A 17,859-nucleotide genomic window follows, 5' to 3' on the forward strand; every position below is an offset into this window, starting at 1 on the left:
AGACTTATTCTTTTCTTAATGCCCTTAACCTTTCCTTAATTTTTTTTGCCCAACCCTTAATCCGTATCCTTTTCCAAACCCAGTATCTTGGTCTAAAGTTATTAAGTTAATTCGAACAGTTTAGTTAGTTACCATTCAAGTCTCTATAAAAAGCTAACCTTCCCGGTTAGCTTTTTTATGAGGGACCCTTTCACGGCAGTCAACTACGATGAAAATACAACTTTCAAAGCCAGTTTTCCTTTTATTTTTCCTGGTCTTCGCCAGGCAACACGGGGTATCTGCCCAGGGCTGTGTGGCCATCCGGCATTTCTCATCCTGTGTAGGGAACAACCTGGAGAACAACATCCTGAACACAGGGGATCTGCAATTTGGAGTGAATTACCGCTACTTCAAATCCTTCAGGCATTTCCGGGGTACGGAGGAAGAGCCGGACCGGGTCGCCAACGGCACCGAGGTGATCAACCACTCCCATGCGTGGGATTTCTTCCTTACCTACGGACTGAGCAGCAGGTGGTATGCAGCCATCACACTGCCCACCGTGATCAATACGAGATCCTCTCTTTACGAACACGGCAGGAATGAACGCAACACCACATTCTCCAGAGGGCTGGCCGATATCCGCCTCGGTGTTGGGTACTGGATTTTTGATCCGGCCTCACATCTCAAGGGGAATCTCGCCCTGGGGGCAGGGTTAAAATTACCCACCGGGAACTACAATGCCACTGACATTTTTTACAATGTCGGTCCGGAGGGCAGCCCGGAGGTCCGGCCTGTAGACCAGTCCATACAACCGGGGGATGGGGGTTTTGGGATCACGCTGGATTACCAGTGGTATCAGCAGCTCAGCACCAGCCTCTTTCTGTACTCCGGAGGATTTTATCTGATCAACCCCAGGGAAACCAATGAAATCAGGACTTTTCGGGAAACGCTGAGCCCAATCCTTGAAAACGAGGCCATCATGTCCGTACCGGATCAGTATTCGGTCCGACTCGGTTCGAGTTATTCCTTTTCAGACCGGTTTTCCGCTTCTCTGGGAGGTCGCTTTGACGCCGTTCCGGTAAAGGACCTCATCGGGGGAAGCGATGGATTCAGAAGGCCGGGGAATGTGTTGTCTATCGACCCCGGTATCGGCTATATGTTCCAGGGGTTCTCCCTGAACGTCAACGTCCCTTTTGCGGTGCGAAGGGAAAGACCTCAAAGTGTCACAGACAGGGAAACGGAGATCAATACCGGCAATCCCAGGAACGGGGATGCCGCTTTTGCGGATTATGTGATCAATCTATCGGTGGCGTATCGACTGGGAAACAACAAGGTCAGACTGGATCCCGCACTCCAGGATCCTTTTAACAATCAATAAAAAACTGAAATATCATGAGCAGAGCCCTTTTGGTTAACAAGATCTCGAAACGATTCTCTTATCTCTCCTGCTCCCTGGGTATCGTCTACCTTTGGTTTGGGGCCCTGAAATTCTTTCCGGGAATGAGTCCGGCTGAAGGCCTGGCCTCAGAGACCATTGTCAAACTGACCTTCCATATGCTGGATGCCCGCCTGTCTCTGATCCTCCTCGCGATCTGGGAATGTAGCTTGGGATGCATGCTCCTGCTCAACGTATTTCGCAGATTTACCATTTCCATGGCTCTGCTCCATATCCTTCTCACCTTCTCCCCTATATTCTTATTGCCTGAAGAGGTTTTTGGTACAGGTCCGCTTGTGCTGACCCTCACCGGGCAGTACATCGTGAAAAATCTCGTGATCGTGGCGGTCCTGCTGGCCTTGTGGAACCAAAGCGAGGTGAAAACACCCTTGATTTCTAATTGAACGGCCCTACCATGATATGGGCCCTGTGGGTCCCCGGGTCCATAAGCCAGGGCATGCCCGGTGCATGGGGCTTATCCGGTAAGCCTGTGGATTCAGTGGTCGCAAATGGAGTATAGATCACATAGCGGAATTTTCCATTGGCCAATGCTCCCGTAGCCGGGTCGTAATCCTCCTCCTTTCCGAAAAAAACATAGAGCATGCTGGGTTCCTTGGGCATCTGTAATTTTCCCGAAGCGATCTCCTCCCCCCGGATGGCATTGCGCTCATCCTGAGATTTTCCTTCGGCGTTGAGCTCTCTCCCCCTGGCCATAAAAGGTTCGAGTCTCTTGCTGTAACAGCTGACACTGATCCCTTCCCTGTTCGGATCATCAGCGATACAGACCATGTTATTAGACCCTTTCCTCAACACGATGAGTCTACCTTCAGCATTAAAACCATAAACCATTGCGCCCTCCCGTTCTTTTTCAGGAAGGGGCAGAGTGGCCGTGCTTATCTGTATCTCTGCGGGCAAGACCTTCGAATTGCCCTTTTGAGCTGGCAGCAGAAAGGGAGAAAGGGCGATGAGTAAAAAGAGTTGCTTCATGGCATTCGATGTTTCCTTAAAGATAAGAAACTGCCTCGAATTCAGTGGGTTTTGGCCTGCGTAATCAGTGGATCAATTACAGGTTAGGGCATAATTGTCCTCGGGGTCCTTGGTCCATTGGGACGGAATGTCGTTCAGGATCTCACTGTTCACCCGAATACAGGTGAGGGGGTTATTCTCCACAGCAAAAGTGTTCAGCTGCAGACTATTGGGGATGTTAGACAGGTCTATGGCACCCAGGGTATTGTCTTTGATGTCCAGCAATTGCAGGGCAGTATTGCCTGAAATATTGAGGAGGGTAACATTATTTCCGGGGATCGAAAGCTTTTCCAGAATAGCCAACCCTGTTACGTTGATGCTCGTGAGATCATTGTTGTTGACGAAAACAAATTTCAGGGCGGTATTTGCGGAGAGATCCAGACTGCTGATCTGGTTGTTATTCGCGGAGAGATTTTCGAGCATGGTAAAATCCGAAATCCCCTGCAGGCTGGTTATTCCTTTGTTGTCCATGACCAGGGAGGTGACCATTTCAGCGTTCTCTGTCAGTACAGATCCGTCCACAACATCGTCAATTCCCAGATCTACCAGAGCCTGCTCAAAAGCGGCGTCCGCAATAGCGGTACGGGGCTTGATGATAATATTTGGCTGGTTGGAACCCGAATCCCCATCGTTGGAACAAGAAAGGGCGAAGAGGCCGATCACAGCAAGTGAGAACGCGATGTACTTTTTCATTTTGTCTTTTGGGCTAAATATATCACAAGGGATTGAAAATGGGGTCCTTATTAGCTTTTTCTTAGGAAAAATCTCAGGATGATGAGAGGCTTGCCAGACTTTTCTCGAGCGTCTCTATCTTTTCCCTTGCATCAGACGCTTTTTTCCTTTCCATGGCGACCACGGATTCTGGGGCGTTGTTCACGAAGCGTTCATTGGACAGTTTTTTCTCGACGGACTTCAGGAATCCTCTGGTATAGGTCAATTCCTCATTGATCTTTACGATCTCGGCCTGCAGGTCCACAGCGCCGGATACCGGTATAAAATATTCATTGCTCTTCACCCTGAAGGACAGGGCTCCTTCGGGAGCTTCTTCTACCGTCCCGATATTGCTTATGTTCCCGAGTTTCTCAATGACGGGATCCCAGGAAGAGGTATCCTGCTGCCCGCTTATCTGAAGGAGGGTAAGGGCTTCCTTCTGGGCGATGTTCTTTTCCTTTCTGATCGTGCGTATCCCCGAGATCACCTCTGCGGCAAAGGCAAAGCCCTCCAGGATTTCCTTATCGGGATCACCGGTTTCAGGCCAGGACGAAATGACCAGGGCCTCCTCCGGTGAACGCTCGGCCATACATTGCCATATCTCCTCGGTCAGGAAAGGCATAAAGGGATGGAGAAGCTTTAGATTGTCTTCAAAGAAACCGATCACCGAAGCGTAGGTCTCACGATCTATGGGTTGTTGGTAGGCGGGTTTGACGATTTCCAGAAGCCAGGAACAGAAATCATCCCAGATCAGTTTGTAGATGGCCATCAGGGCATCCGAAATGCGGTATTTGGAAAAGTGATCATTCACCTCCACCAGGGTTTCGTTGAGCTTGGCCCCGTACCATTCAATCCCCATTGCCGCAGCTTCTGGCTGGGGAAGTTCTTTAACCTCCCAGCCCTTGACAAGCCTGAAGGCGTTCCAGATCTTGTTCGCAAAGTTCTTACCCTGCTGACAGAGGGATTCATCGAAAAGGAGGTCATTACCTGCAGGGGCACTCAGCAGAAGCCCTACTCTGACTCCGTCTGCCCCATAGTGCTCGATCAGTTTCAGGGCATCCGGCGAATTACCCAGTTGCTTGGACATCTTTCGTCTTTCCTTGTCCCTGACCAGCCCTGTGAAATAAACATTCTCAAAGGGTCGCGTGTTCCTGAATTCATATCCTGCTACGATCATGCGGGCTACCCAGAAAAAGATGATGTCCGGGGCAGTGACCAGGTCATTAGTAGGGTAATAATAATTTACTTCCTCGTTATCCGGGTCCAGTATTCCCCCGAAAACGCTTATCGGCCATAACCAGGACGAAAACCAAGTATCCAGGACGTCCGCATCCTGCCGAAGGTCTTCGGCCTTCAGCCCGGGGTTGCCGCTTTTTTGTCTGGCCTCCTTCAATGCTTCTTCGGCCGTCTCCGCCACCACCATCTCATCGGATCCGTCTCCGTAGTAATACGCAGGGACCTGCTGTCCCCACCACAACTGGCGGGAAATATTCCAGTCGCGTATATTCTCCATCCAGACCCGGTAAATATTCTCGAATTTTTTGGGGAAAAACCGGACTTCCCTGGTGTCGACCACCGCTTTCAGCGCGGGTTTGACCAATTCTTCCATGCTGAGGAACCACTGGTCGAGCAGACGGGGTTCAATGACCGCCTTGGTGCGTTCAGATGTACCCACCTTGTTGGTATAGGTCTCTACCTTGTTCAGTACCCCCAGGTCTTTGAGTTCCCTGACGATCTCCTTCCGAACCTCAAAGCGATCTTTGCCCTGGTAATGGAGGCCATAGGCATTCAGCGTGGCGTCCTCGTTAAAGATGTCAATGGTCTCGAGGCCGTGTTTTTCTCCCAGTTTCCAGTCGTTCTCATCATGGGCCGGGGTCACCTTCAGACATCCCGTACCGAATTCCATATCCACGTATTCGTCCTGTATGATGGGGATGACCCTGTTGCAAACGGGGACGATGGCTTTCTTTCCTCTCAGGTGTGCAAAGCGTTCGTCCTCGGGGTGTATGCAAATGGCCGTATCGCCCAGAATGGTCTCAGGCCTGGTAGTTGCGATGGTCAGGGTTTCCGAACTCCCTTCAACCGCGTAATTGATAAAAAATAACTGGCCCTGTTTCTCTTCGTAGATCACCTCTTCGTCAGAAAGGGTGGTCTTTGCTTCGGGATCCCAGTTAACCATGCGGTAACCCTTGTAAATGAGTCCTTTCCTGTACAGGTCGACAAAGACGCGGATCACAGAAGCAGACATGTCCTCGTCCATGGTGAATTTGGTCCTGTCCCAATCACAGGAGCAACCCAGCTTTTTCAATTGCTCCAGGATTACCCCTCCGTAGTTATGGGTCCACTCCCAGGCGTGCTCCAGGAACTCTTCCCTGGAAAGGTCTGCCTTGCGGATGCCTTCTTCCTTCAGTTTGGCAACCACCTTTGCCTCGGTGGCAATGGAGGCGTGGTCCATCCCAGGTACCCAGCAGGCGTTCTTACCTTCAAGGCGGGCCTTGCGTATGAGAACATCCTGGAGGGTGTTGTTCAACATGTGACCCATATGCAATACCCCTGTGACATTGGGTGGGGGGATCACGATGGTAAAAGGCACCCTTTCATCCGGAACAGAATGGAAGTATTTGTGCTCCAGCCAGTAGGCATACCATTTGTCCTCAATGGTAACGGGATCATATTTTGAAGGGATATTCATGTTTGGTACGATTCTTGACAAATAGGGGTAAAAGCAACGGATTTATGCGGTATTTGCGGCATTGGACGTTAAAACGATTAAAATCCGTGAATGAAATACGAAACAAAAATAAGTAACGTTAGTAGATAACAAAAGAATTTTGGATGTTGTTGCAAATATGCTACATTTGAGATTCACTCAAAAAATTAAGTGATGAAAAAAATAGTTTTATTATTGTTTGTTGGCCTGATGGCCTTAAGCGTTCACGCTCAGGAAAAAAAGGCCAAAATACAGTTCAAAACTGAGACCGTAGATTACGGTGAGATCGAGAAAGGGAGTGACGGAATACGGGTATTTGAATTCACCAACACAGGGGAGGCTCCGCTTATCATTTCTAAAGTGAGTTCGAGCTGTGGATGCACCATCCCTAAAAAGCCGGAAGAGCCAATTATGCCTGGTAAAACCGGAGAAATTCAAGTGAAATATGACACTAACAGGGTGGGGCCTATCAGAAAGGCCATTACCGTGATATCCAACGCTGACACCCCTACCAAAGTATTGAAGATAAAAGGCGAAGTAAAACCAATTGATGGGAAATAAGCCTTCATAATCCTATATGAATTCGGAAAACCCTGGCAACTTGTCAGGGTTTTTTTTCGAACACATCCCTGAGGGTGAAGGAAAAAAGCAGGTCAGAATTGTATCTCTCGATAAGAAGGCGGACCTTCTTACCTTCTTTCTCATTGATCATGTTCAGGATCTCCTGCAACTTGTATTTGTGCACGCGCTTCCCGTTAACGGCCAGGATGATGTCCCCTTCCCTCAGGCCGGCTTCATCTGCCGGACTTCCTGCCCGAATACCGGACACGATGATTTCCGGAACCAGGCTCAGACGGGTCCTGTTCTCCATCAGGATCTGTACATCCCCGAATGCGCGTTCATCGCTCCTGACCACCCCTCGGCTGTCGTTGATTCGTTCCGCTATGTAACGGACGCCGTTATGCTGTAACTCAAGGCCGGCCAGGTTGAACTTGAACGGTTCGTGGAAGTAGGTGTTCTTGCGGAGGCTCACCTCTCCTTCCCGGTAATTGAAAATGATGTTAAAGCGCCTGAGGATCTCACCTCCCACCGTTCCATTCCTGTCTCCGTGGTCCTTGATGCTGCTGAAGGAGAACATATCGGGAAAGGCCGCCTTGGCATCGTTCAGGACAAAATCTCCGAGCTGTACCTTGCTCACCAGTGTCCTTTTGCCGAAGATACTTCCGTTCAGACCCTTGCCCAGGTAATCTACATAGTGTTTTTCGGGTATGCTGATTCCTTTATCCAAATCCTGAAACAACCATACCGCATCGCTGCTGCCGGTATCCATCAGTAGTTTTACGGGTACATTTTGCATGTGGTCAAAGCTCACAAGCCCCTCTATATAGGCCTTGCGGTCCTCGATAGTAATGGGAATGGACTGCATTTTACCCTTGTTCCCTTCACTGTAGTGATCGGGATCGTGAAACCGAATGGATTTCTTGCCGTAATTTACCTCCACAACAAAGTCGCGGAACAGGTCGAATCCTATGATCCCGTGCACAGGGATGCCGAGGGTTGGGGAGAAGTTGATATCCTTGTCGAGCACTACGAACAGCTGTTGGTTTTCATTGCTGATCTTCTTGATCCTAAAGCTGTTTCCCTCCGAATTTAAGGCTTTGATGGGTTCTCCAGCTCCCAGTCCGTTGATGGTGATCTCAGATACGTTTCTCAGTTCGATGGAATCCTGGTCGGAAAGGTTGAAGAGGATGGGTTTGCTCACCCCAGAATCCAAAATAAAATTCAACTTAGCCCCATTGACCTCCAGGGGCATGACAATCAGGTTGTTGATAAGCTGAAATTTGATTTTTTGAGATTTGGTTCCTTCAGGCAATTGGAATTTCTGTGCATTTCCACTGAAGGAAATGCACCACAGGAAGAGGATCCCTATCCAGATTCGAGGTTTCACTTATCTCACTTACTAATGATTTCTCTCCATAAGGTACGAAATATTGCCTTTGGTTGCTTTGTCTTTAACATTCTTTAAAATCCGGAAGATTCGTATGGATCTGTTGTTTTCTCCATCAGTATTTCCCATTTTTGCGGAAAATTAGGTACATGCCAGTGATCTCCAGAAAAGGGCAGGCCATGCCGGAATCTCCTATTCGCAAACTGGTTCCATTTGCGGAAGAAGCCAAAGAACGAGGGGTGGACGTCATCCACCTCAACATCGGACAACCCGATATTAAAACTCCCCAGGTAGCACTCGATGCGGTCAGGAACAACGATATCGAAGTCCTCTCCTACAGTCGGACCGAAGGTACAGACCTCTACAGGAAAAAGGTGGCTGCATACTACGCCGGGCACCAGGTGAACATCACTCACAAGGATATCATCGTCACCACGGGAGGATCAGAAGCCCTTTCCTTTGTGATGGGGAGCATTGCGGATGCAGGGGACGAGGTAATCATTCCGGAGCCTTTTTACGCCAATTACAACGGTTTTGCAGTCGCGGCCGGAATAAAGGTGGTTCCCATTGTCTCCAGGATAGAGGACAATTTCGCCCTACCCCCTATCGAGGAATTCGAAAAGTGCATCGGTCCCAGGACCAGGGCCATTCTGATCTGCAATCCGGGCAACCCCACGGGTTACCTGTACAAAAAGGAGGAAATCCAAAAACTGGCAGCCCTGGTGAAGAAACACGATCTCTTCCTGGTAGCAGACGAGGTTTACAGGGAATTTGCCTATGACGGACTACGGCATTATTCCATCCTGCAGGAACCGGGGTTGGAGGAGCACAGCATCGTCGTCGACTCCGTCTCAAAACGATACAGTATGTGTGGAGCCCGTATCGGGTTCCTGGTAACGAGGAACCGTTCCGTGATCAACACGGCCATGAAATTTGCCCAGGCCAGGCTCTCCCCTCCCACCTACGCCCAGATAGCGAGCGAAGCAGCCCTGGAAACCCCTCAGAGTTACTTTGATGAGGTCATTGAGGAATACACCGAAAGGAGGAACGTTCTGGTTAAGGAACTCTCAAAGATTGAAGGGATACGGGTTGCGAGACCTCAGGGAGCCTTCTATTGCATGGTGGAACTACCCGTGGAGGATGCGGATGACTTTGCCCAATGGTTGCTGGAAAAGTTTGAGCTCGATGGGCAGACCGTCATGGTGGCTCCGGCCGGTGGATTTTACGCCACCGAAGGTTTGGGCAGGAACCAGATCCGGATCGCCTATGTCCTGGAAAAAAACAGGCTCATCAGGGCCGTAGCCATTCTCAAGGAAGCCCTTAAACGATATCCCTCGGCGTGAAGATACAGGAAAACGTTTCCCTTGAACCTTATAACACTTTTGGCATAGAAGCCCGTGCGCGCTATTTTGCCCACGTCACTACCCCTGAGGAACTGGACTGGGTACTTAGGCAACAGAACTATCCTCCCAAACTGATCCTCGGTGGGGGCAGCAATATGCTGCTGACCGGAGACCTGGATGCCCTCGTCATTCATATCGGTCTGTTGGGAAAAGAGATCCTGGAAGAAGAAGGCACCCACAGCACCATCCGGGTAATGGCGGGAGAGAACTGGCACGAATTGGTACTCTGGACCCTGGAGAGGGATCTGGGCGGACTGGAGAATCTGTCCCTCATTCCGGGCAGTGTGGGAAGCGCCCCCATACAAAATATAGGGGCTTATGGGGTAGAGTTAAAGGATAGTTTCGTCAGTTGTGAGGCCGTGGAGATAGCTACGTGCGAAAAGCGCACATTTTCCCTGGAAGACTGCCGTTTCGGATACCGGGATTCCTTCTTCAAAAAGGAAGGTAAGAACAAATACGCTATCACCTCCGTAACACTGCGGCTGACCTCCCGAGATCACGTGCTCAGGACAGAGTACGGAACCATTGCTGAAGAATTGAGGGCAGCAGAAGTACTCCACCCTGGTATACAGGACATTTCGCGGGCCGTGATCAGGATCAGGCAGCGGAAATTGCCGGACCCCGCGTTATTGGGGAACAGCGGCAGTTTCTTCAAGAACCCCGTGGTGGGGGTCGCCAAACTTTCGGAAATACAGCAGAAGTACGAGCAGGTCCCATTCTTCCGGATCTCAGAGAAGGAAGTGAAGATCCCGGCTGCCTGGCTTATAGATACTTGCGGGTTTAAAGGTATGCGCGTTGGCGATGCGGGCGTTCACCAGCACCAGGCCCTGGTCCTGGTCAATTACGGAAAGGCAAGCGGAAAAGAGATCCTCGATCTGGCTACCAGAATTCGCCAGCAGGTCCTCGATACATTTGGGATCGCGATAGAGCCCGAGGTCAATATCCTCTAGGGATCAGTACTGCAATACAGAATAAAATAACCCCCGGACCAAAGGTGCCGGGGGCTATTTCAAACCAAACTAACCAAAAACCAAATGCGCAATAACCAGTTGCACATTTGTCTAATTAAATGCCAGATTCCATCGAGTTAAGAATCAATTTTATAATTTAGCATTCCCATTATATACGCGACAAGTGATAGTTTTGGACGTTCCGGAAGTCGTTTTTTTGATCTCACCTGACCATGAGCATACTGCTTGAGAAACACATTGTAGAGTTACTCCAGGAGAGGGATGAAAAGGCCATTTCCCTTTTGTACGACCACTACGGGGATACACTTTACGGCGTTGCTTTCAAGGTGGTGAAGGACGAAGAACTCGCCCAGGATGTGGTACAGGAGAGTTTTGTGAAAATCTGGAAAAAGTCCGATTCCTACGATCCGGCCAAAGCCAAGCTCTTCACCTGGCTATTCAGGATCATCCGAAACACGGCCATCGACAAGCTCCGGAGTATACAGACAAAATCCGATAAGGAAATCCAACTGGATGTTTCAAACGTATATAAATTAGGAATTGAAGATATCAGGCCCGAATTCATGGATGTGAAAGAGAACCTCGGGAAGATAGAACACAAGTACCAGGAAGTATTGGACGCGTTGTTCTTTCAGGGGATGACCCAGCAGGAAGCGAGTGACGAACTGAACATTCCGCTGGGAACCATAAAATCGAGGCTTAAAATCGGCCTGAGGGAACTCGGGAAGATTTACGGGACTTCCATGGTGATGTTGATTCTTCTAATACTGAAGTTATGAAAGAGAAAATAAAGATCTTTTTGGAATCCGATCTCCTGGAGAAATACCTACTGGGAGCCACCTCCAGGGAGGAAGCGGCCAGGGTTGAACGCTATATCGTGATGTACCCCGAAGTGCGAAAACAGTTCGAGGAATTACAGGAAAACCTGGAGGCTTACGCCAAATTGCACTCCCGACCTTCCCCTGAAGGATTAAAAGCCAGGATCCTTCAAAGGATCAGGAAAGAGGACCGGGGGAGAAGGAAGATCAGGAGATATGCGATCGCTGCCAGTGTTGCGGCCTTCCTCTTTGCAGGGTCTTCTTATTTCTTCTGGAACCAGAATCAGAACCTGCAGGACGAGAATACGCTGGTGAACAACCGTATCCAGAACCTGGAAGCAGACATGAAGCAGCAGCTGGAGGACGTGCGTAACCAGTTCATCGTCCTTAACAACCCCCAGACCAAGAAATTCTACGTGAACGGCAATGAGAAAGCGCGTGATCTGAAGGCGGTGGCCTATGTGAACCCGGTCAAGAAGCTGTCTTACATAAACGTGAGGAATCTCCCTAATCTGCCTGAAGATCAGTGTTATCAGATGTGGGCAGAGGTAAACGGCGAAATGGTCAACCTCGGTATCATAAAGAAGATAGAGGACAAGGATAAGCTATTGGCCCTGCCGTACGGGGAAAATGCGATCAGCTACATCACTATAGAACCCGATGGCGGCAATGTGAGTCCGACGGTTCAGAATATCGTAGCCAATATTTCGTATTAGGCACAAAGATCTTCCCCCCTGACAGACCCCTTTTCGGGGTCTTATTTTTTGTATCTTTGCACAAAGCAGCATCATGAAGCTATTATTACTGACCATAGGCCTTCTGGCCCTTGCTTTTGCCGGCATCGCCATTAAGATCTGGACACAGAAAGACGGGAAATTCGCGGGGACCTGTGCCAGCCAGAGTCCGTTTCTCAACAAGAGTGGGGAACCTTGCGGAATGTGCGGCAAATTACCCGAAGAACAGGAATGCAGAAATGAGGCCTCCCAGGCATAAGTCCGCTTCCTTCAGTTTACCCCCCCTGCGCTAACGTAAAATTTTGGACATCTCCTCTCAACCACTTCAGGATATCATCGAAAAAGCCAAAGAGGGCAACCAAATGGCTTTCAGCACCCTCCTGGATCGTTTCTGGAACGAGGTGTACAACTTCCAACTGGGCAGAACTAAGAATGAGAACGACGCAGAGGATATAACCATACAGACCTTTTCAAAGGCATTCGACAAGATACATACCTACGACCCCACCTATGAATTCAAGACCTGGCTATTTACCATCTCCAAGAATATCCACGTAGACCTCCTCAGAAAAAGGAAGAGGAATATCCTTGAGCACAACAGTTTCGGGAACCAGGAAGTGATCAAAAAGGTTTTGGATGACGCCCCCACAGCAGAGGACCAGCTCATCAAAGAACAGAACCTCGCCAGTTTGCTGAGGCATATCAAAAACCTCAAACCCCATTACCGGGAAGTGATCAACCTGAGGTATTTTCAGGAATTGAGCTATGCAGCTATCGCCGAGCAATTGGGCGAGCCCATCAACAACGTAAAGGTTAAACTACTCCGGGCAAAAAAGTTGCTGGCTGAGATGATCACAGGGCAATAAACCTCTTGCCTCAGGGCCTAATTCACGTAAGTTTTTGTTCGTATATTTGCACAAATTGCGCATATGAAGGAGGAAGGAACCACTACACTGGCCCCGCCAAAAGGCAAACCGAAATGGCTGAGGGTAAAACTGCCCACCGGCAAGAAATACACTCAACTCAGAGGCCTTGTAGACAAATACAACCTGCACACCATCTGCACCTCGGGCAGTTGCCCCAATATGGGGGAATGCTGGGGTGAAGGTACCGCAACTTTTATGATCCTGGGAAATATCTGTACCCGATCCTGCGGCTTCTGCGGGGTGAAGACCGGCAGGCCTGAACAGGTAGACTGGGAAGAACCTGAGAAAGTAGCCAGGTCCATCAAGATCATGGGAATCAGGCACGCGGTCATCACTTCCGTAGACCGGGATGATCTAAAGGATATGGGTTCTATCATCTGGGCGGAGACCGTAAAGGCCATACGCCGAATGAACCCCGAGACGACCCTCGAAACGCTGATCCCTGATTTCCAGGGGATAGAACGTCACCTCGACCGTATCGTGGCCGTGGCTCCAGAGGTTGTATCCCACAATATGGAAACGGTAAAAAGGCTTACCCGGGAAGTGAGGATACAGGCTAAATACGAGCGCAGTCTGTCCGTGTTGAAATACCTTAAGGATCAAGGGGTGAACAGGACAAAATCGGGTATCATGCTCGGTCTGGGGGAATTGGAAGAGGAAGTGATCGAGACCCTGAAAGACCTGCGAGGGGCGGGGGTGGATGTAGTGACCATCGGGCAATATCTGCAACCTTCGAAAAAACACCTCCCGGTCAAGGAATTCATCACTCCCGATCAATTTGAGAAATACCAGACCCTGGGATTGGAAATGGGTTTCAGGCATGTAGAGAGTGGCGCCCTGGTACGTTCCTCCTATAAGGCCCACAAGCATGTGCTTTAGGTCCCCGCACCAACACAGCCATTCCCACTTCGGAAATTCTTCCAGTCTAAACCTATGAAAACAATCCGTGTAGGTATCAACGGCTTTGGCCGTATCGGCAGGACCTTCCTCCGCCTCCTTCAGGACCATCCACAGATCCGGGTAACCGCCATCAATGACCTTTCAGATCCCGTAACCCTGGGACATCTGCTGAAGTACGACAGTATTCACGGCCCTTTTAAGGGCACGGTTGAAGCGTCTGACCATTTCCTGAAAGTCGATGGGAAGGAGATCGCCATGACCCGGAAAGAAAGGCCTGAAGATATCCCATGGGCCGAATCCGGGGTGGACCTGGTCCTGGAAGCTACCGGGAAGTTCAAGACCCGCAAGGCCCTGGCGGGGCATTTAGAGAATGGGGTCCGCAAGGTGATCTTATCCGTACCTCCCGATGACCAGGAGATCAGGATGATCGTCTACGGGGTGAACCATCATTTGATCACTGAAAAAGACGATATCATCTCCAATGCCTCCTGTACCACCAACAATGCCGCACCCATGATCAAGGTGCTGAACGACCACTGGGGTGTTGAACAGGCGTATATCACCACGGTGCATTCCTATACCTCTGACCAAAGCCTGCACGACAAACCTCACAAGGACCTGAGAAGGGCTCGTGCTGCCGGTCAGTCCATCATCCCCACTACTACCGGAGCCGCCAAGGCACTCACCCGTATTTTTCCCGAACTTGCCCACGCCATAGGAGGCTGCGGCATACGAGTTCCGGTGCCGAACGGCTCCCTTACGGATATCACACTAAACGTTAAAAAAGACACTTCCATTCAGGAAATTAATGATACATTTGAGAAGGTTGCCGAAAATGAGCTAAAAAACGTACTTTTTTATACGAAAGACCCTATAGTTTCTATCGATATAAACAATAGTTGTTATTCCTGTACGTTTGATTCTATGATGACTTCCGTGCTCGGTAAAATGGTAAAAGTCATTGGATGGTATGACAATGAGACAGGTTACAGCAGCAGGATCATCGACGTGATAGAATTAATGGAACGCAAAGGATATATTTGACAGTTCTCAGGCCAAATAAAAAAACTTTCGCACTACTGATACTGCTGGTATCAGTTTTGGTGTTTGTGCCTGTGCAATCCCAGGATGCCAATTCGGTCGAAAAAACCCTGGAGGAGTACTTCAAGCAGGCGGTAACCCTTCGTAACCAGAACGAGATCGATGAGGCTTTTGACGTGCTGGACCAGGCACAGCAGTTTGCCGAGAGTTCCCTGAACGAAAAGGGCATGATCTCCTGCTATCACCGCTTTGCCCTCCTCAATTTACTGAGAGGAGACCGGGATAAGGCCGAATTTTACAAAGACCGGGCCAATAAAATGCTGGAAACCTTCAGGTCTTACCCTTCAGGAGAAGGATTCTCAAAATTTGTGGAAGCCAAATTGCTTTTCGATGCCGACCTGAACTTCCGGGCATTAAAATCGCTGAATGACGCCAAGGAACTCAGCAATGACCGTAACCTGCTCAACAATATGGTCCTGCTCGAAGGGATGATCTATATGCGCATTGAGGATTACGAAAAGGCGGCCGTGAGCTTTAACGCCCTGCTTGTCAATTCTGACCCTGTCGAGAAAGATTACCTCATCACCAAGGCGAATCTCGGCCTCGCTGAACTCTACTTCCAGACAGGTAATTATCCGGAGAGCATCAAGAACGGTCTGAATGCACTCAACCTGGCCAGGGACAACAAGTTCCCCATTGAGCTCCTGCAGGCCAATGAATTCCTGGCCATGGCCTATGAGAAGGACCAGCAGTTCAAAAACGCCCTTCAATACAAAGAAAGCATTTTAAATGTCAGGGATTCCTTCTTTACTTTGGACAAACTTAAGGTGGAAACCAATAAGGCTGATAAACTGGCCATGGATGATGCCCAGGCCGAGATTTCAAGGCAAGACCAGAGAATCGAGGAGTTAAGTGAATCTGCGAACCGCTCAGAGATCACAGCCATCCTAACCTCTGCCTTTCTAACCATCATTTCACTCCTGGCGGTTTCTCTCTATCGGAACAATCAGATCAAGCTAAAGACCAATGACCTGCTGCAGACCAAAAACAAGGAACTGCAGGCCGCCAGGGACGCCGCTGTTCAGGCCATGGAGGCCAAGACCAACTTCCTTTCTACAGTCAGCCATGAATTGAGGACGCCCTTGTACGCCGTAACAGGGCTTACACACCTCCTTTTGGAGGAAAACCCATCCGATCACCAGAAGGAACATCTGAAGTCCCTGAAATTTTCAGGGGATTACCTCCTCAACTTCATCAATGACATCCTCCAGATCAACAAGATCGATGCAGACAAACTGGAGCCGGCACATATCGAATTCTACCTGAAAAAGATCATCAGTGAGGTAATTGAATCTCTGCAACAGAGTGCCAAGGAAAAGAACACCAGGCTCATCCTGGAATACGACGATAATATTCCCCAGCACCTGATGAGCGACCCGTTAAAACTCTCACAGATCCTCATCAACCTCATCGGTAACTCCATAAAATTCACGAAGAATGGAGAGGTGAAGGTGATCACCAAATTGTTGAAGAAGGAGGAGGACGATGTGACGGTGTACTTCGAGGTACGGGATAACGGCATCGGTATCACCCCGGAACAGCAACAGCATATTTTTGACAGTTTTGAACAGGGATCCATACAGATCAACCGGGAATACGGGGGTACGGGACTCGGACTCACCATTGTTAAAAGCCTTCTCGGATTGTTTGGCAGTGAGATCCAACTGAGGAGCGAGATCGGAAAAGGCAGTTCGTTCTACTTCGAACTGCTCATGAAATCCAAGGACAGCATAGTGGATGATGTGCCTTTCGAGCTAGAACAGAAGGAATACGACCTCAACGGCCTGCACGTGCTGGTAGTGGAGGACAATAAGATCAACCAGGTGATCACCAAGAAAATGCTGGCTAAAAGGGGCATTACCTGCGATATCGCGGAAAACGGAATGGAGGCTATAGACAAGGCCAATAAGAATCAGTATGACGGCATCCTGATGGACATCCATATGCCGGGCATCAGCGGGGTTGAGGCGACCATCGAGATACGCAAATTCGACCGTCAGACCCCCATTATCGCCCTTACGGCCATCTCCCTGGACGACAGTTTGGAGACCTTCTATGCCGCAGGCTGCAACGACGTGGTCACAAAACCTTTTAAACCCGAGGTCTTCTACCATAAGATCGGGGAAAATTTCCTGGAACCTAAACAGAAGAAATCTGCCTCATAGAGCCTGAAGGAGTGAGGTCATTTGTGCCCTGCCATCTGCCAGGAATCTGTGTTCCACGGGCAGGAAATAAGCTTCCGGGACCCTTCCGTCCATTCGTGTAAAATCCTTTTCGGTGGTCAGGAGAAGATCCGCCTCCTTAAAACCTTCTATCTCAGCCTCCGTAAAATAGTGGTGATCCGGGAAGCGAAGATGCCTGTATCGGATCCCCCTTTGATCCAGATACTCCAGCAGGGGTGAAGGGTCTGCAATCGCCGTAACCAAAACCACTTCCCGCTTCTCCAGGGAGGAGAACCGCACCCTTCCACTTATGCCTATGAGCTCATCACTGTAAGCCAGCGTACTGAAAAGCAACTTTTGGCGGGATAATGGCCTTAGCTTCTGAATGATCCTTTCCCGCTCTTCCTTACTGAGTTCGGCAGGACATTTGGTGACGACGATCACATCGGCTCTTTGGGCCTGACCTTTGTGGTCCCTGAGGTTGCCCGTTGGTAAATACCAGTCATCGGTGTACAACTTTGAATACGATGTGAGCAGCACATTGATACGGGCCTTCACCCTGCGGTGCTGATAGGCGTCGTCTAACAGGATGAGTTCGGGCGCGACCTCCCTGGTCAGGATCTCTATCCCCTTGAGTCTGTTGGCCTCCACAGCCACGGTCACTCCGGGAAACTTCCTGGCGATCTGAAGAGGTTCGTCCCCGGAATTTTGTGGGTCCGATTCCGGGTGGACGATAAAGAAGCCTTTGGTGCGTCTTTTGTACCCCCTGCTCAGCACAGCCAGCCTGCGGTCTGTACCCAATGTCTTCAGCATCCATTCTATCATGGGTGTTTTCCCCGTACCTCCCGTGCTCAGATTCCCCACACAGACGGTTGGCGTATCCGGGGAAACGGAAGTAAAAATCCCGGCGTCATAGCAGAGGTTTCTCAGGTAGACCCCCAGTCCGTATAGGAGGGAAAAAGGGAAAGCTATTTTTCTAAGGAGTTGCATCGGAACGAAAATATAATATTTTATCTTTGGACTTCTGCCTTTTTA

The 17,859-nt window shown here is 49.6% G+C and carries 17 protein-coding genes; 12 read left to right on the forward strand and 5 right to left on the reverse strand.

The window, feature by feature from the left end; all coding sequences use genetic code 11:
- Window positions 1–208 precede the first annotated feature (208 nt).
- Both GWK09_RS01870 and GWK09_RS01875 read left to right on the forward strand, forming a co-directional pair.
- A complete protein-coding gene (locus tag GWK09_RS01870) occupies window positions 209–1,357 on the forward strand; it encodes a TonB-dependent receptor (RefSeq protein ID WP_239530544.1) in 1,149 nt (382 codons plus the stop codon).
- A 14-nt stretch (window positions 1,358–1,371) separates the two neighbouring features.
- Window positions 1,372–1,818, forward strand: coding sequence for a doxx family protein (locus tag GWK09_RS01875; protein ID WP_163691313.1), 447 nt, complete (start codon window positions 1,372–1,374; stop codon window positions 1,816–1,818).
- On the opposite strand, the gene GWK09_RS01880 is transcribed toward GWK09_RS01875, so the two are convergent.
- From GWK09_RS01880 to GWK09_RS01890, 3 genes are all read right to left on the reverse strand, one after another.
- Window positions 1,811–2,401, reverse strand: a complete 591-nt coding sequence (locus GWK09_RS01880) for a hypothetical protein (RefSeq protein ID WP_163691314.1) — start codon at window positions 2,399–2,401, stop codon at window positions 1,811–1,813. The genes GWK09_RS01875 and GWK09_RS01880 overlap by 8 nt on opposite strands.
- Before the next feature lie 72 nt (window positions 2,402–2,473).
- Window positions 2,474–3,133, reverse strand: a complete 660-nt coding sequence (locus tag GWK09_RS01885) for a hypothetical protein (protein ID WP_163691315.1) — start codon at window positions 3,131–3,133, stop codon at window positions 2,474–2,476.
- A gap of 73 nt (window positions 3,134–3,206) precedes the next feature.
- On the reverse strand, window positions 3,207–5,843 hold the full coding sequence (locus tag GWK09_RS01890; RefSeq protein WP_163691316.1) for a valine--tRNA ligase: 2,637 nt from the start codon (window positions 5,841–5,843) through the stop codon (window positions 3,207–3,209).
- A gap of 192 nt (window positions 5,844–6,035) precedes the next feature.
- Between GWK09_RS01890 and GWK09_RS01895 the strand changes: the two genes are divergently transcribed.
- Window positions 6,036–6,422, forward strand: coding sequence for a DUF1573 domain-containing protein (locus tag GWK09_RS01895; RefSeq protein WP_163691317.1), 387 nt, complete (start codon window positions 6,036–6,038; stop codon window positions 6,420–6,422).
- A gap of 43 nt (window positions 6,423–6,465) precedes the next feature.
- Here the strand turns inward: GWK09_RS01895 and GWK09_RS01900 are convergent, their stop codons facing one another.
- Window positions 6,466–7,809 carry an aspartyl protease family protein gene (locus tag GWK09_RS01900; protein ID WP_283401227.1) on the reverse strand — a complete coding sequence of 448 codons (1,344 nt, stop codon included), beginning with the start codon at window positions 7,807–7,809 and terminating at the stop codon, window positions 6,466–6,468.
- Window positions 7,810–7,958: 149 nt separating this feature from the next.
- Between GWK09_RS01900 and GWK09_RS01905 the strand changes: the two genes are divergently transcribed.
- From GWK09_RS01905 to GWK09_RS01945, 9 genes are all read left to right on the forward strand, one after another.
- The gene (locus GWK09_RS01905; protein ID WP_163691318.1) at window positions 7,959–9,152 is read left to right on the forward strand and encodes a pyridoxal phosphate-dependent aminotransferase; all 1,194 of its coding nucleotides are present in this window, start codon (window positions 7,959–7,961) and stop codon (window positions 9,150–9,152) included.
- On the forward strand, window positions 9,149–10,162 hold the full coding sequence (murB, locus tag GWK09_RS01910; RefSeq protein ID WP_163691319.1) for a UDP-N-acetylmuramate dehydrogenase: 1,014 nt from the start codon (window positions 9,149–9,151) through the stop codon (window positions 10,160–10,162). Before GWK09_RS01905 ends, murB begins: the two co-directional genes overlap by 4 nt.
- Window positions 10,163–10,395: 233 nt before the next feature.
- Window positions 10,396–10,962 (forward strand): RNA polymerase sigma factor, encoded by a 567-nt coding sequence (locus GWK09_RS01915; protein ID WP_163691320.1) that lies wholly within the window; start codon window positions 10,396–10,398, stop codon window positions 10,960–10,962.
- The gene (locus GWK09_RS01920) at window positions 10,959–11,717 is read left to right on the forward strand and encodes an anti-sigma factor (RefSeq protein WP_163691321.1); all 759 of its coding nucleotides are present in this window, start codon (window positions 10,959–10,961) and stop codon (window positions 11,715–11,717) included. The genes GWK09_RS01915 and GWK09_RS01920 overlap by 4 nt, the downstream gene beginning before the upstream one ends.
- A 73-nt stretch (window positions 11,718–11,790) precedes the next feature.
- Window positions 11,791–11,994: a membrane or secreted protein gene (locus GWK09_RS01925; protein WP_163691322.1), complete on the forward strand. Its 204-nt coding sequence runs from the start codon at window positions 11,791–11,793 to the stop codon at window positions 11,992–11,994.
- A gap of 43 nt (window positions 11,995–12,037) precedes the next feature.
- On the forward strand, window positions 12,038–12,601 hold the full coding sequence (locus GWK09_RS01930; protein ID WP_163691323.1) for an RNA polymerase sigma factor: 564 nt from the start codon (window positions 12,038–12,040) through the stop codon (window positions 12,599–12,601).
- A 63-nt stretch (window positions 12,602–12,664) separates the two neighbouring features.
- Window positions 12,665–13,540: a lipoyl synthase gene (gene lipA, locus GWK09_RS01935; RefSeq protein WP_163691324.1), complete on the forward strand. Its 876-nt coding sequence runs from the start codon at window positions 12,665–12,667 to the stop codon at window positions 13,538–13,540.
- Window positions 13,541–13,594: 54 nt separating this feature from the next.
- Complete coding sequence (gene gap / locus GWK09_RS01940; RefSeq protein WP_163691325.1) at window positions 13,595–14,605, forward strand: type I glyceraldehyde-3-phosphate dehydrogenase; 1,011 nt, start codon at window positions 13,595–13,597, stop codon at window positions 14,603–14,605.
- Between the two features lie 65 nt (window positions 14,606–14,670).
- Window positions 14,671–16,827, forward strand: coding sequence for an ATP-binding protein (locus GWK09_RS01945; protein ID WP_283401226.1), 2,157 nt, complete (start codon window positions 14,671–14,673; stop codon window positions 16,825–16,827).
- Here GWK09_RS01945 and lpxK read toward each other — a convergent pair.
- Window positions 16,822–17,814 (reverse strand): tetraacyldisaccharide 4'-kinase, encoded by a 993-nt coding sequence (gene lpxK / locus GWK09_RS01950; RefSeq protein ID WP_163691326.1) that lies wholly within the window; start codon window positions 17,812–17,814, stop codon window positions 16,822–16,824. The two genes, GWK09_RS01945 and lpxK, sit on opposite strands and share 6 nt — an antisense overlap.
- Window positions 17,815–17,859 lie beyond the last annotated feature (45 nt).

It is taken from the genome of Muriicola jejuensis (genome assembly GCF_010671595.1).
Taxonomy (GTDB): Bacteria; Bacteroidota; Bacteroidia; order Flavobacteriales; family Flavobacteriaceae; genus Muriicola; species Muriicola jejuensis.

Coding starts and splice junctions, on each gene's coding strand:
- GWK09_RS01870 (WP_239530544.1), top strand. CDS start 209: ATGAAAATACAACTTTCAAAGCCAGTTTTCCTTTTATTTTTCCTGGTC.
- GWK09_RS01875 (WP_163691313.1), top strand. CDS start 1,372: ATGAGCAGAGCCCTTTTGGTTAACAAGATCTCGAAACGATTCTCTTAT.
- GWK09_RS01880 (WP_163691314.1), bottom strand. CDS start 2,401: ATGAAGCAACTCTTTTTACTCATCGCCCTTTCTCCCTTTCTGCTGCCA.
- GWK09_RS01885 (WP_163691315.1), bottom strand. CDS start 3,133: ATGAAAAAGTACATCGCGTTCTCACTTGCTGTGATCGGCCTCTTCGCC.
- GWK09_RS01890 (WP_163691316.1), bottom strand. CDS start 5,843: ATGAATATCCCTTCAAAATATGATCCCGTTACCATTGAGGACAAATGG.
- GWK09_RS01895 (WP_163691317.1), top strand. CDS start 6,036: ATGAAAAAAATAGTTTTATTATTGTTTGTTGGCCTGATGGCCTTAAGC.
- GWK09_RS01905 (WP_163691318.1), top strand. CDS start 7,959: ATGCCAGTGATCTCCAGAAAAGGGCAGGCCATGCCGGAATCTCCTATT.
- GWK09_RS01915 (WP_163691320.1), top strand. CDS start 10,396: ATGAGCATACTGCTTGAGAAACACATTGTAGAGTTACTCCAGGAGAGG.
- GWK09_RS01920 (WP_163691321.1), top strand. CDS start 10,959: ATGAAAGAGAAAATAAAGATCTTTTTGGAATCCGATCTCCTGGAGAAA.
- GWK09_RS01925 (WP_163691322.1), top strand. CDS start 11,791: ATGAAGCTATTATTACTGACCATAGGCCTTCTGGCCCTTGCTTTTGCC.
- lipA (WP_163691324.1), top strand. CDS start 12,665: ATGAAGGAGGAAGGAACCACTACACTGGCCCCGCCAAAAGGCAAACCG.
- gap (WP_163691325.1), top strand. CDS start 13,595: ATGAAAACAATCCGTGTAGGTATCAACGGCTTTGGCCGTATCGGCAGG.
- lpxK (WP_163691326.1), bottom strand. CDS start 17,814: ATGCAACTCCTTAGAAAAATAGCTTTCCCTTTTTCCCTCCTATACGGA.